Source organism: Streptomyces sp. ICC4, from assembly GCF_003287915.1.
Taxonomy (GTDB): Bacteria; Actinomycetota; Actinomycetes; order Streptomycetales; family Streptomycetaceae; genus Streptomyces; species Streptomyces tritrimontium.
This window is the reverse complement of the sequence record NZ_CP030286.1, coordinates 1,934,315-1,947,135: the sequence shown is the minus strand read 5'-3', so window position 1 is coordinate 1,947,135 and position 12,821 is coordinate 1,934,315. Positions and strand designations below refer to the sequence as shown.

The window sequence follows — 12,821 nt, the reverse complement described above, 5'->3', positions numbered from 1 at the left end:
CGGGCCCGCCGTCCGTACGGGCGGCGGGCGGGGACCACCCCGGGGAGCCGCTCACCGGGTCCGTGCCGGGGTCTGCGCCGGGGTGGGCGCCGGGGTCTGCGGGCCGGTCCCGATCTGGAGCAGGACCGGCGCCGGGGCCTCGGCCGGCGCCATCTCCACGGTCATCACCTCGGGGGCGAAGCAGGCGAGGGCGTCCTCGACGGCCCGGGAGGGGCCCGCGCCGGCTTCGGCGCTGCCGCAACCGCAGCCCCCACCGGGCGCGGACCGCAGCCGCAGCGTTCCGGTGGCCTCGTCGAAGCCGAGGACCTCCACGGGTTCCCGCGCGCTCGCCAGGGCGCGGGCGATGCGGGCGTCCACGTCCTCGGGGTGCAGGTCGTGCAGGGCGAGCAGGCTCGCCACGAGTTCGTCGTCGAGGAGTCGGGAGAGCGGGGCCTCGCCGAGGCCGGCGACGATCCGGGCGAGCCCGGCGCCGTAGAAGTCCATGAGGACGCGCACCAGTTCCTCGGCGGCCGCGCACACTTCCCGGTCTCCGGTGGCGGCGAGCCGGTCGAGGACCTCCTCGACCCGCACCCCCGTCTGGCGGGCATCGGCGCGCACGCTCTGGCCGGCGCTCATCCGCCCAGTCCGCTCAGGCCGGTGGGCACGTGCATCTGCTTCACCGTCTGGCCGCCGCCCACGTACATGTGGACCCCGCACGGGAGGCAGGGATCGAAGCTGCGCACGGCCCGCATGATGTCGATGCCCTTGAAGTTCTCCGGGGTGTTCTCCTCGAAGATCGGGGTGTTCTGCACCGCGTCCTCGTAGGGCCCCGGCGTGCCGAAGGTGTCGCGGGTGCTCGCGTTCCAAGGGGTCGGCGGGTAGGGGTGATAGTTGGCGATCTTGCCGTCGCGGATCACCATGTGGTGCGAGAGCACCCCGCGGACGGCCTCCGTGAAGCCGACGCCGAGGCCCTCGTCCGGGACCTCGAACTTCTCCCAGGTCTGCGTCCGGCCGGCGCGGACCTCCGCCAGACCCTTCTCGGCGCAGTGCAGGGCGATGGCGGCCGCGTACGCCTGGAAGTACGTGCGGGCGCGGTTGCGCTCCAGCGCGTTGCTCCACTTCGGGATCTTCCACTCGAAGCGCGTCTCGGGCTTGGTCATGGTGCGGGGGAGGGTGATGACGACGCTGTGTCCGGTGGCCTGGACGTAGTCGGTGTTCACCAGCCCCGACAGAGCGGTGGACCACAGGCGGGCGAGCGGGCCGCCGCCGGTGTCGAGAGCGAGGTGGTCCTTGCCGTCGAACCAGCGCGGGGACATCACCCAGCTGTACTTGTCGTCGAAGTTCCGCTTCTGCGGGGCGGGGATGGTGTGCTGGTTCCAGGGGTGACGGGCGTCGACCGGGTTGCCGAGCGGGTCGTGGGTGACGAACTTCTCCTGGCCCTCCCAATCGTCGTAGTACGAACTGCCGAGCAGGATCCGGATGCCGAGGTTGATCTCGGTGAGGTCGTTGGTGACGAGCTTCCCGTCCACCACGATGCCCGGGGTGACGAACATCTTCCGTCCCCAGTCCGTCATGTTGGCGTAGGTGAAGTCGCAGTGCTCGGGGTCGTTGAGGGCACCCCAGCAGCCCAGCAGCACGCGCCGGCGGCCGACCTCCTCGTACCCGGGCAGGGCCTCGTAGAAGAAGTCGAAGAGGTCGTCGTGGAGCGGGACGACGCGCTTCATGAACTCGCAGTACCGCATGAGGCGGCTCATGTAGTCCGTGAAGAGCTGGACGGAGGCGATGGTGCCGACGCCACCCGGGTAGAGGGTGGAGGGGTGCACGTGACGCCCCTCCATCAGACAGAACATCTCACGGGTGTAGCGGCTGACCTGGAGGGCCTCGCGGTAGAACTCGCCCTCGATGGGGTTGAGCGAGCGCATGATGTCGGCGATGGTCTTGAAGCCGTGCTCGCCCGCGTGGGGGGCGGCGGTGCGCTCGGCCAGTTCCAGGACGCCGGGGTTGGTCTCGCGGACCATCTTCTCGCAGTAGTCGACCCCGACCAGGTTCTCCTGGAAGATGTTGTGGTCGAACATGTACTCCGCCGACTCGCCCAGGTTGATGATCCACTCGGCGAGGTGGGGAGGCTTCACCCCGTAGGCCATGTTCTGCGCGTAGACGGAGCAGGTGGCGTGGTTGTCACCGCAGATGCCGCAGATGCGGCTGGTGATGAAGTGCGCGTCGCGGGGGTCCTTGCCGCGCATGAAGACGCTGTAGCCGCGGAAGACCGACGAGGTGCTGTAGCACTCCGCGACTCGCTTCTGCTTGAAGTCGATCTTCGTGTGGATGCCGAGACTGCCCACGATCCGGGTGATCGGATCCCAGGCCATCTCCACCAGGCCGCTGCCGTCGCCGGTTGCCTTCGTCTTCGGTGCCATCGTGTCTGCCGTGACCCTTCGGTGCTGGATCGGTTGTTCTCACAGGAGTGCGGGTGCGGGTGCGGGTGCGGATGGGAGTCTGGGGGCGGGTGCGGGTGCGACCCGGCCGCTCACCAGGGCGGGCGGTAGCCGGTGGTCAGCTTCTCCCCGCGGCGGCGCCACTTCGGCTCCTGGTCCACGGTGTGCGCCGTGATGGCCCGGAGTTTGCGGATCACCGCCCCGTAGGCGCCGCTGGCGGCGCTGGACACCTTGCCGCCGGGCGGTTCGTCCATGAAGGGCATGAACTTGTCGGGGAACCCGGGCATGGTGCAGGCGATGCAGATGCCGCCCACGTTCGGACAGCCGCCGATGCCGTTCATCCAGCCGCGCTTGGGCACGTTGCACTTGACGACCGGACCCCAGCAGCCCAGCTTGACCAGGCACTTCGGGGAGTCGTAGGTGTGGGCGAACTGCCCCTGCTCGTAGTAGCCGGCCCGGTCGCAGCCCTCGTGCACGGTCGCGCCGAACAGCCAGGTGGGGCGCAGCTTGTCGTCGAGCGGGATCATCGGGGCCGAGCCGGCCGCCTGGTAGAGCAGGTAGGTGAGCGTCTCGGAGAAGTTGTCGGGCTGGATCGGGCATCCGGGCACGCACACGATCGGGATGCCCGCCTTGGACTTCCAGTCCCATCCGAGGTAGTCGGGCAGGCCCATGGCGCCGGTCGGGTTGCCCTCCATCGCGTGGATGCCGCCGTACGTGGCGCAGGTGCCGATGGCGACGACCGCGAGGGCCTTGGGCGCCAGCCGGTCGATCCACTCGCTGGTGGTGATGGGCTGACCGGTCTCCGGATTGTCGCCGAAACCGCACCAGTAGCCCTCGGGCTTGATGCTTTCGTTGGGGATGGAGCCCTCCACGACGAGCACGAAGGGGTCGATCTCGCCGCGTTCCCCCTTGAAGAACCATTCGATGAACGTGTCCGCGCCCCCCACGGGACCGCATTCGAAGTCGATCAGCGGCCAGTGCACGGCGATCTTGGGCAGACCGGGCAGCACACCCAGCACGATCTCCTCGATGCTGGGCTGCATGGCCGCGGTCAGCGACACGGAGTCGCCGTCGCAGCTCAGCCCCGCGTTGATCCAGAGGATGTGGATCGGAGGGTCCTCGGCCTCGGTCGGCGCGGCTGTGTCCATCCGGATGCCTCCTGGGGGGAGTCGAGGGGGAGGGGAGGTGCGGCCTGTACGGCGGCCCCACCCTCCTTGCTAACAGGTGGCCGGTCCGGGTGCCCGGTCATGTACGCCCAGTCCAGTGAGTCGGCCCGGTGCCGTCACCGGGCGCGTACGCGTGCCCGGGCCCCGCACCGATCGGGCCACCGTGAGCGCGGGCCAGGTGCGCCGGGGTGGAGGCCGGGGCCTCCTTGCGTACGAACGCCCTGCGCAGGGCGTGGTACGGGGCCTCGGGGTCGAAGAAGGTGTCCCGCATCCGGGCCAGCTCGGCCTCCCGGTACGAGGCCAGCGGCCGGACCGACTCGTCGAGCTCGCGCCGCGCCTTCTTCCCGGCGATCCGCGCCTGCACCGTCGGTGAACCGGCCAACCGGACGGCGAGCCGGGCCGTGACGTCGTCGAAGGCCCCCGACGCGCAGGCGAGCGTACGGTCGGCCAGCCCGAGCCGCACCGCGGTGGCGGAGCCGACGGGCAGGGCGTCGCGGGTGAGCCGCGCGGTGGCCTCCGCCCCGGCCCGGCGCGGCAGGGTGTACGTCCAGTACTCCGAGCCGTACAGCCCCATCAGGCGGTAGTGGGGGTTCAGGACCACGCCTGACCGGCACCAGACCTCGTCGGCGGCGAGGGCGAGAACGGCTCCGCCGGCGGCGGCGTTGCCGCCGAGGGCCGCGACGACGAGGCGGTCGGTGGTGGTGAGGACGGCTTCGACGAGATCGTCCATGGCGTTGATGTTCGCCCAGGACTCCTCGGCCGGGTCGGCGGCGGCCTCGATGACGCCCAGGTGGATCCCGTTGGAGAAGAAGTCGCGGCCGCCGCTGAGGACGAGTACCGAGGTGGGGCGGGAGCAGGCGGTCCGGTAGGCATCGAGCAGGCGCCGGCACCGCTCGGTGCTCATCGCCCCGCCGGGGAAGGAGAACGTCAGGAACCCCGCCCCGCCTTCCTCCCGGTAGTCGATCTCGGACCAGGTGCGCCGGTGGGTGGTGCCGGTGCCGGTGCCGGTGGCGGTGTCGGTGGCGGTGCCGAGCACCGGAGCGGGGAGCTCCGGGAGCGGTCGCGGCAGGTGGGGCGGGCGTAGCAGGTCGCCGAGGGCCACGGTGGCGGGGAGTTTCAGGGGGGCCGGTTCCCCGGGAACGCGCCGCGCCCGGAGTTCGGGGATCCAGACGGCCCCGTCGGCGGTGGCTCGGCAGACGGCCCCGGCGCGGGTGGCCAGCAGTTCGCCCGGGCGGCCGCTCAGCGTCTCCTCCGGGTGGCCGCCGTGCAGGTACCACTCGCCGCCGAGCAACTCGTCCCGTACGCCGGGCTGGGAGTCCGCGGCCCGAAGGACGCGCAGCACGCGCTCCGTGGAGTCCGTCTGCCAGTCGATGCGACGGTGTTCCTGGCGCAGGTACGGCAGGGCGTGGCCGGTGATCTGGGGCTGCGGGGTGTAGGTGCCGGAGGCGAAGCGGTCGACGGCGAGCAGGACCGCCTCCAGCGCGGCGTCGGCGATCTCCCCGCGGTACAGGTCGCTCTTCGCGACCGGGGGGACGGCGCATTCGACGGTGGCCCAGACGTCACCGGCGTCCATCCCCCCGACGGCCTGCAGGACGGTGACGGCCCAGCGCGTGAGCCCTCCCTGGACGGCCCGGTCGAGGGAGGCGGGGCCGCGGTCGCCGACCGGCCCCGGGTGGACGATCAGGCAGGTGCGGGTGGACCACACCTCGGGCGGGATGGCCGTGCGCAGCATGGGCGCGAGGATCAGGTCCGGCTGATGGTGTTCCACGACCTCGGCCAAGGCGGCGCCGGGCAGGGCGAGTTCGACCACCACCTGGTGGCCGTGCTCGCGCAGTTCGGCGTGGACGCGCTGCGTGAGGCTGTTGAAGGCGCTCGCGACGAGCAGGACCTGCACGTGATTTCCTCCGCTGCATGGCGACGGATCATGACCGGAACATGACCGACCGCCTGAGATCGTGGAGGACCGCGGTGGCCCCCCGCACGGCGCCGAGCTGCGGTGTCACTCGAAAGCGCGGTGATGGACAGCCACTCGGCGGTGCCTTGGCGGATCGTCGAACGGGGGCGTGTCGTGTCTCCGCGGCCGTGCGGGTTCGATGCCGGCGGCGAGCGGGGGAGGGCGTGGATGTCGGGACTCGGCGACCTGGTCCTGCACGGCTCCCCGGAGTGCAGGCTCTCCGCCTGGCGCCGCTCGACGGGGGAGCCCCGCCGGCAAGCGGACCGTGACGGGCGGACCCGCCCTCTCGCGGCGGCGGCCGGGCTGTTGTTCCTGTCGGTCGGCGACGGCGACCTGTGTGCCGTGGACGCGGAGACCGGAGCGGCGCTCTGGAGCCGGGATCCGGACGACGGGTCGGCTCGTGCCGCGGACGGGTCGTGGGCCTCGACCACGGGCCCTGCGGTGGTCGCCGGGGACCGGGTGCTGGTGACCGCGTACCGCGGCACCGTGATCGGCGCCCAGGCCCGGCTGTCGGCGGTCACCGCGCCCTGAGCCCGGCCCATGGCCCCCGGCCCATGGCCCCCGGCCCGGGGGCCCCGAACGTACTCAGCGCTTGACGCCCGCGATGTCGAGCAGCCGGTGCATGAGCGGGGCGGGCAGCGCGGGATTGAGGGCTGCTGTGTACGGCATGCGGTTGCTGCCCAGGAGTTCGACGAGCCGCGCGTGGGGAAGGCGCGGGTCGGCCGCCGCACGGCCGCGCACGGTGTCGTCCGGGTCGTGGGACAGCCGCTCCACGAGTTCCGGTGTGGCCTGCGGGTCGGACAGGGCCGCGAGCCGCAGCCGGTAGTTCGGGTCGTCCGCGGACCGGGCCAGGCCGGGCCGGGCGAAGTTCCGGCGGCTGGCCAGCATCCCCCAGCTCAGACCCTTCCAGTCGGCGAACATCTCCACGAGCAGCTCGTGCGGAGCATGGTCGTTCTCGCAGAGCATCAGCCGGACGAAGTAGTCGTCGTCGGCCGCCAACCGCTCGATCACATCGCCGGGAAGCTCGGGCGCGCACGTGACGCCCCGTCGTAGCAGGACGTGGTGGGAGGCCGCGATCTCCCGCAGCGCATCCGGGTCGCCGAATCGTTCCTCCACCCAAGCCGGCACCGGATAGCGGCCCTCGGGCACGGTGTGGTCGATCGAAGACCGCTGCTCCTCGGTGATCTCCGCGCGAAGGGACAAGGCGAAACGGACGTGGGGCTCGGGGTCGGTGGCCAGCGTGAGGGCGAGCGCCGCGGGGACGTGCGGGTTCCAGACGGCTCCACGACGCCGCGAACTGTCGGCGTGGGCGACGAGATGGGCGGCCAGATCCGCGTCGACGGGTGCACGGTATGCGGCGTCGTCGCGGCGTCGTTCGTCCGGTTCCGCGAGGAAGTCCGCGAGCGTCGTCGGCAGGGGCAGGTCGATGCGGCCGGCACGCTCGACCGCCTCGCGTACCAGGGGGTCGCCGTCGGCCTCGGCCGCGGCTCGGACCTCCGGGCGCAGCCGAGGCCAGCTCCAGGAGTCGATGGCGTGGGCCCGGACCCTGGGATGCGGATCCTCGACCAGTGACAGTCGCGTCTCGTCCGGCAGGCCGGGCAACGCGATGGCGTGTATCCGTACCAGGGCCTCGGGGCTGGCGGCCAGGCGTACGGTCAGCTCCGTCGGCAGTTCGACGTTGTACTCGCCCGCCGTCATCACGGCGAACCGTGAACACGTACCCTCTCGTGATCGAATACCAGTTCCTCAGACGTCATGTGATGACCCCTGGGCCTGACTCCGTCCGTTGCGCGACCTTCCCCTCCCCGACGCCGAATCTGGCCCACGACACCGCGCCCGCTACGGCTTCCGCGCGGACGTCCAGCCCTGGCGGCGGAGGCTTTCGAAGCCGTCCAGTAGGAGGTCCAGGGCGAATTCGAACTCGAACTGGTCGTCGCAGCCGCCACCGACCGTGGAGCCCCCGTCGTGTGCGGCCGTCGCCGCCAGTTCCGCGATGTGCGGGTAGTGCGCCGCCAGTGCGGGGTCCGGCGGGCCGGAGGGACCCGAGGTGTCGAACAGTTCCTGGCTGAAGCCGAGCAGGCGGCTGCCCATCGCGTGCATGACGTGGTGCGCGAGGTCGGCGGAGAGGCCGCCGTTCCGGAAGGTCCCGGCCATCGAGTCCAGGTACGCCAGCACGGCCGGGGTGGGTCCGGTCCGCGACTCGATGACCCGGGCCGCCCAGGGGTGGCGCAGCAGGACCTGCCGGGCCGAGAGGATCCGTCCCCGGACCACGCGCTGCCAGTCGGGGCCCGCGGCCGGCGGGTCGATCTCGCCCACGACGGCGTCGGCCATGCCGTCGAGCAGCTCCTCCTTGTTGGCCACGTGCTTGTAGAGGGCCATCGGTACGACGTTCAGCTCCTGCGCGAGCCTGCGCATGCTGAGCGCGTCGATGCCGGTGGCGTCGGCGAGCGCGACGGCGGCGCGCAGGACGCGGTCCCTGTTCAACGGGATCCGTTGCGTGCGCGTGTGCGTGGCTTCCTGCCGGGTCATTCCGGTTGGTCCCCTTCCCTCCTCGACAGCGTCCCCTCCTTGACGAGTGTACGTCGTACACCTATGGTCGCCCTCAGGTGTACGGCGTACACCACTATCGAGTGAGAGGTGCCGAGAAGATGAGTCCGGACCGGAGAACCGCAGTGGCCGCCGGGTTGCTGTTCCTGCTGACGGAGATAGCCGCGATAGCCGGGGCGGCTCTGTACCGCCCCCTGCTGGGCGCGGCGGACGGCCGGCTCGCGCAGGGCGCCGACACGATGGCGCTGCTCGGAGTGGTCTGCGAGGTGGTGCTGGTGGTGGCGGTGACCGGTACCGGGGCGGCGCTGTTCCCCGTCCTGCGGCGCCACGGCGAGGGGCTCGCGCTCGGGTACGCCTTCGGGCGGCTGCTGGAGGCGGCCGTCATCGCCGTCGGGATCGTCGCCGTCCTGGCGCTCGTCACCCTGCGGCGGGACGCGGGGGCGGCGGACGGCGCCGACCTCGCGTTGGCGGCCGTGCACGACTGGACGTTCCTGCTCGGGCCCAACATCGCCCTCGGCCTGAACACCGTCCTGCTCGCGTACCTGGCGTACCGCGCACGGCTCGTACCGCGCTTCATCGCCGTACTCGGGCTGGTCGGCGGGCCGCTGATCTGCGCCTCGGCCGTCGCCGTGATGTTCGGGGCCTACGCGCAGCTCTCCGCGGCGGGGGCGGCCGCCGCCCTCCCGGTGTTCGCCTGGGAGCTGGCGCTGGCCGGGTGGCTGATCATCAGGGGGTTCGGGCCCGGCTCGGGCGCCGAGTCCCGGGCAGACGGGGAAGCGGCCGATCCGGCAGGCATCCGTCGATGAGGGGTTGGGTGCCGTGCAGTGCCGTGCAGTGCTGTGTACCCCTGCTCCGGCAGAAAAACGGCGTGCAGGTGCGGTGCACCTCTCACTAGCGTGTGCCCATGAGTGAGGACACATGGGCTGGAGTGCGGGAGCGGGTGCTCCGACTCGCCGAACACCCCGGGGCGGAGGAGGTTTTCGGGGCGAATGGGCATGGCTTTCGCCTCGGCCCGGTCATGGGGGAGGAGCAGCTCCAGGCGCTGGAAGCGGACCTGGGCGTTGGTCTGCCCGCGCAGTATCGGAGTTTTCTGCTCCGCGTCGGAGGAGGGGGCGCCGGCCCCCACTACGGCCTGATGACACCGGTCTTCGACAACGGTGCGTGGCAGTGGCTCGGTATCGGCCTCGCCTGCCCCGCGCAGCCGACCACGGCCGGGTTCGCCGGACGGCCCTTCGTGGCCGAGGCGCTGCGGAGTGAGCTCGCCACGCTCGAGACCCAGGAACCCCAAGAGGACGCCTTTACGGCCGATGACGCCTTCCGTCGCGCGTACGCGGCCTGGGACGCGCGCTACGAGGAGCTGAACGACGCTCAGGAGGCGGGCGCGGTGTTCCTCAGCGAGCAGGGATGCGGCTATGCGTCGCTGATGGTGATGACGGGCCCGCACCGAGGCGCCATCTGGGAGGACCTGAGGCCGATGGACCGAGGGATCGAGCCGACCGGGCATGACTTCGCACACTGGTACCGGAGCTGGCTCGAGCGCACCGAGCAGCAGCTCGATGTCGTACCCGCACCAGCCCGCCAAAGAGACACGATCTGAAGGTCGTTGCAGAACGTGGCGGGGACGGGGCAGTCCTCAGCGTAAGGGCCCTGGTGCGCGGGGCGGCGGCCGGGCAGGTAGTTTGCTCGGATGAGTCTCCTTGATGATGTGGCCGAGCGCGACGGCTGGCGATGCTGGGTGTGTGACGAACCGGTCGACCCGGACGAGTCGGTGAACGACGCGCGGGGGCCCAGTGTCGACAGCCGGACCGCGGACCGGAAGGCCAAGGTCGCCGAGCGGCTCGCGCACCGCGGGTGCAATAGCCGCAAGGGTGCGGTCAAGGTGGTCATCGCCTGGCCGGAGCACCTGTACGTGGTCGAACCCGCGCCGCTGATCGCCGTTGCCGCGAGGCTGGAGCGCAAGGGGGGCCGCGAGATGGTGGGCCGTTGTCCGACGAAGAAGGACGCCCAAGGGGCGGCGAATTGGCTGGTGGACCGGTTCTCCCGACTGGTACCGGGGCTGCCGGTGACCGCCGGCATCGAGGCGGGCGGCGGCCAGTTCCTCGTCATCCTGTCCACCGGCCGTCGCTGACCCGTCGCTGACCCGCCCTCGCTCGACGGCTTGCCGGATCCCCGTCGGGGCGGGACAGCTCGCGCGGTGGACGCGGCCGAGGAATAGAATGGTGCAGAACGATCAAGGGGCAGGGGGTCGGACAGGGCAGGTGCCGGTATGGGCGAGTCCAGCGCGACGTGTGGTCAGTGTGGGGTAGAGGCCCCGCCCGCCGCTCGCTTCTGCCCCGGCTGCGGCAGAACCCTCCTCGGCGCCCCGGCTGAGCCGACCCCGGGAAATCTCGCGCAGGACGGCAGTTGGAACCCGGACCCCCGACCCGCGAACGGGGGCCACCCACCCCGCCCGGACCGCCCGCCACGCATGGACCCCTCGCAGAGTTCGGGGAACTGGCGGATCAGCGAGGCGATCCAGAGTGCGGTGTCGCCGGAGTTGTGGCCGGCGTTGTGGCCGGTGGTGTCGCCGGCGGTGCGGTCAGGCACGGAGGCTCCCGGGGGAAGAGGGGATGGCGGCGGGCCGGCCGTTGCGCCACAGGCGTCCGGCGCAGACTCCGTCGAACCAGCTCTCGGACGGCGCGACGGCCTCTTCGCACTCGCGCCGGACGGGGCAGGCGGCGCAGGCGCGCAGGGCGGGGGCCGCGTCCTTGGCCCGCCGCGCGAAGACGACGTCCGGGGGGAGGGCGGCGCACGCGGCGGAGGCCTGCCAGGGCGAGGGGGCGGTGTCGGGCGGGGCTGAGTACGGAACAAAGGGCATGGCGACTCCGCGACGGTGGGGCTGCCGTGGCTCACGGCCAGCCCACTGTTACACGTTGCGTGCGAGCACGCAATCAAGATCCCTCTACTTAAGGTGTGCCTAATTGGTGAAGGGTATAATTCTGTGCGCGCAAGCACGGTAGGCTGTGATCTCATGGTGCGGACTGCGGACTTGAGGAGCGGCACATGAGCACTCTCGAATTGGACGCGTTCGCGGCCTGGGTCGAAGGACTGATGCGGCAGCGCGGCTACGACATCGACAACCCCAGGGGCGGCGGCAAGTCGAGGATCGCCGACGAGGCGGGGGTCCACCGGGCCGCCGTCACCCGGCTGCTCCAGCGGCAGAGCATGCCCGACCTGGAGACGATGCGCCGGATCGCCCCGCTGCTGGGCGTCTCCGTGCGCGACATGCTGATCCGGTCCGGCCGGGTCAGCCCCGACGAGCTCCCGCTGGGCTCCCAGGACCTGCCGCCGGGCGGCAAGCCGCCGACCATCGACGACTTCGCCCGGTGGCTCGGGGTCCCCGAGGGCCGGCGCGAGGTCTTCGTCAAGGTCGTCAGCCAGTTCCTGGAGCCGGACGGGGCCGGGGGCGACGCGTCTTCTGATGCGCCGGCCGCCACGGAAGGCCGCCGCCGGGCGCGGGACTGATCCGCTCCGCCCGGGCGGAGCGGGCGGTGTCGGCCGCCCGCCCGCCCCGCCCGGACTTAGCACACGCGCACCACGTGCGCACATCGGAGGGACCACACCCCCGCTTCAGCCTTGTGGCGACTGGTCGGCGGGTCCTTCGCCGTCCTGCGGCGGGGGCTTTTGTTTTGACCGGAGTGGATGCGGTGGGTACGCTCAGACCTTGTGCCTGGGGTGTGCCTGGGCTCCTGTGCGTGTCCATCAACCGCACTTGAGCCGTATCAGCCACCGCGATTCATGCGTTTCCGTGCTTGCGTGGAAGTCCGCCGGATCCGACACACCCGACCGCGTGGGTCGGTAAATGTTCCAGGTTAGCTTCACTACACGGCACACAGAAACCGGAGAAGTAGTGCCTACGATCCAGCAGCTGGTCCGTAAGGGCCGGCAGGACAAGGTCGAGAAGACAAAGACCCCCGCGCTTGAGGCTTCGCCCCAGCGTCGCGGCGTCTGCACGCGTGTGTTCACGACCACCCCGAAGAAGCCGAACTCGGCGCTCCGTAAGGTCGCGCGTGTGCGTCTGACCTCCGGCATCGAGGTCACGGCCTACATTCCGGGTGAGGGACACAACCTGCAGGAGCACTCGATCGTGCTCGTGCGTGGTGGCCGTGTGAAGGACCTGCCGGGTGTTCGTTACAAGATCATCCGCGGTGCGCTTGACACCCAGGCTGTCAAGAACCGCAAGCAGGCCCGCAGCCGCTACGGCGCCAAGAAGGAGAAGTAGAAATGCCTCGTAAGGGCCCCGCCCCGAAGCGCCCGGTCATCATCGACCCGGTCTATGCATCTCCTCTGGTGACGTCGCTCATCAACAAGATCCTCATGAACGGCAAGCGCTCCACCGCCGAGCGCATCGTTTACGGCGCCATGGAAGGCCTCCGCGAGAAGACCGGCAACGACCCGGTCATCACGCTGAAGCGCGCGCTCGAGAACGTCAAGCCGTCCCTCGAGGTCAAGTCCCGCCGTGTCGGTGGCGCCACCTACCAGGTGCCGATCGAGGTCAAGCCCGGTCGCGCGGCGACCCTCTCGCTGCGCTGGATCGTGGGCTACTCCCGCGCCCGTCGCGAGAAGACCATGACCGAGCGCCTCATGAACGAGCTCCTCGACGCCTCGAACGGCCTCGGTGCGGCCGTCAAGAAGCGTGAGGACACGCACAAGATGGCCGAGTCCAACAAGGCCTTCGCGCACTACCGCTGGTAGTCCCAA

Annotated in this window: 14 protein-coding genes; 7 read left to right on the top strand and 7 right to left on the bottom strand. The window is 71.0% G+C overall.

The genetic code is table 11. From position 1 onward, the window contains the following. Positions 1-51: 51 nt before the first annotated feature. From DRB89_RS08945 to DRB89_RS08930, 4 genes are all read right to left on the bottom strand, one after another. Positions 52-615 carry a hypothetical protein gene (locus DRB89_RS08945; RefSeq protein ID WP_112447811.1) on the bottom strand — a complete coding sequence of 188 codons (564 nt, stop codon included), beginning with the start codon at positions 613-615 and terminating at the stop codon, positions 52-54. Then, positions 612-2,396 carry a nickel-dependent hydrogenase large subunit gene (locus tag DRB89_RS08940; protein WP_112447810.1) on the bottom strand — a complete coding sequence of 595 codons (1,785 nt, stop codon included), beginning with the start codon at positions 2,394-2,396 and terminating at the stop codon, positions 612-614. The genes DRB89_RS08945 and DRB89_RS08940 overlap by 4 nt, the downstream gene beginning before the upstream one ends. 110 nt (positions 2,397-2,506) lie before the next feature. Then, positions 2,507-3,562, bottom strand: a complete 1,056-nt coding sequence (locus DRB89_RS08935; RefSeq protein WP_112447809.1) for a hydrogenase expression protein HypE — start codon at positions 3,560-3,562, stop codon at positions 2,507-2,509. Positions 3,563-3,659: 97 nt separating this feature from the next. Continuing rightward, positions 3,660-5,474 carry a hydrogenase maturation protein gene (locus tag DRB89_RS08930; RefSeq protein WP_112463241.1) on the bottom strand — a complete coding sequence of 605 codons (1,815 nt, stop codon included), beginning with the start codon at positions 5,472-5,474 and terminating at the stop codon, positions 3,660-3,662. A 228-nt stretch (positions 5,475-5,702) separates the two neighbouring features. On the opposite strand from DRB89_RS08930, the gene DRB89_RS08925 reads away from it, so the two are divergent. Further along, positions 5,703-6,065 (top strand): PQQ-binding-like beta-propeller repeat protein, encoded by a 363-nt coding sequence (locus DRB89_RS08925; protein ID WP_162688508.1) that lies wholly within the window; start codon positions 5,703-5,705, stop codon positions 6,063-6,065. Positions 6,066-6,119: 54 nt separating this feature from the next. Here the strand turns inward: DRB89_RS08925 and DRB89_RS08920 are convergent, their stop codons facing one another. Continuing rightward, a complete protein-coding gene (locus tag DRB89_RS08920; protein WP_112447806.1) occupies positions 6,120-7,232 on the bottom strand; it encodes a HEAT repeat domain-containing protein in 1,113 nt (370 codons plus the stop codon). A gap of 141 nt (positions 7,233-7,373) precedes the next feature. Beyond that, positions 7,374-8,063 carry a TetR/AcrR family transcriptional regulator C-terminal domain-containing protein gene (locus DRB89_RS08915; RefSeq protein WP_112447805.1) on the bottom strand — a complete coding sequence of 230 codons (690 nt, stop codon included), beginning with the start codon at positions 8,061-8,063 and terminating at the stop codon, positions 7,374-7,376. Positions 8,064-8,182: 119 nt separating this feature from the next. Between DRB89_RS08915 and DRB89_RS08910 the strand changes: the two genes are divergently transcribed. The 3 genes from DRB89_RS08910 to DRB89_RS08900 all read left to right on the top strand — a co-directional run bounded on the left by DRB89_RS08910 (position 8,183) and on the right by DRB89_RS08900 (position 10,209). Next, entirely contained in the window at positions 8,183-8,887 is a 705-nt protein-coding gene (locus DRB89_RS08910) for a DUF4386 domain-containing protein (RefSeq protein WP_112447804.1), read from the top strand. A gap of 98 nt (positions 8,888-8,985) precedes the next feature. Continuing rightward, positions 8,986-9,678: an SMI1/KNR4 family protein gene (locus DRB89_RS08905; protein WP_112447803.1), complete on the top strand. Its 693-nt coding sequence runs from the start codon at positions 8,986-8,988 to the stop codon at positions 9,676-9,678. Between the two features lie 90 nt (positions 9,679-9,768). Then, complete coding sequence (locus DRB89_RS08900; protein WP_112447802.1) at positions 9,769-10,209, top strand: hypothetical protein; 441 nt, start codon at positions 9,769-9,771, stop codon at positions 10,207-10,209. Between the two features lie 450 nt (positions 10,210-10,659). On the opposite strand, the gene DRB89_RS08895 is transcribed toward DRB89_RS08900, so the two are convergent. Then, positions 10,660-10,938 (bottom strand): WhiB family transcriptional regulator, encoded by a 279-nt coding sequence (locus DRB89_RS08895; protein ID WP_112447764.1) that lies wholly within the window; start codon positions 10,936-10,938, stop codon positions 10,660-10,662. A gap of 185 nt (positions 10,939-11,123) precedes the next feature. Between DRB89_RS08895 and DRB89_RS08890 the strand changes: the two genes are divergently transcribed. The 3 genes from DRB89_RS08890 (at position 11,124) to rpsG (ending at position 12,815) form a co-directional block, all read left to right on the top strand. Next, the gene (locus DRB89_RS08890; RefSeq protein WP_112447763.1) at positions 11,124-11,585 is read left to right on the top strand and encodes a helix-turn-helix transcriptional regulator; all 462 of its coding nucleotides are present in this window, start codon (positions 11,124-11,126) and stop codon (positions 11,583-11,585) included. A gap of 385 nt (positions 11,586-11,970) precedes the next feature. Next, positions 11,971-12,342: a 30S ribosomal protein S12 gene (rpsL, locus tag DRB89_RS08885; protein ID WP_007265893.1), complete on the top strand. Its 372-nt coding sequence runs from the start codon at positions 11,971-11,973 to the stop codon at positions 12,340-12,342. 2 nt (positions 12,343-12,344) lie between these two features. After that, positions 12,345-12,815 carry a 30S ribosomal protein S7 gene (rpsG, locus tag DRB89_RS08880; protein WP_112447762.1) on the top strand — a complete coding sequence of 157 codons (471 nt, stop codon included), beginning with the start codon at positions 12,345-12,347 and terminating at the stop codon, positions 12,813-12,815. Positions 12,816-12,821: the final 6 nt, after the last annotated feature.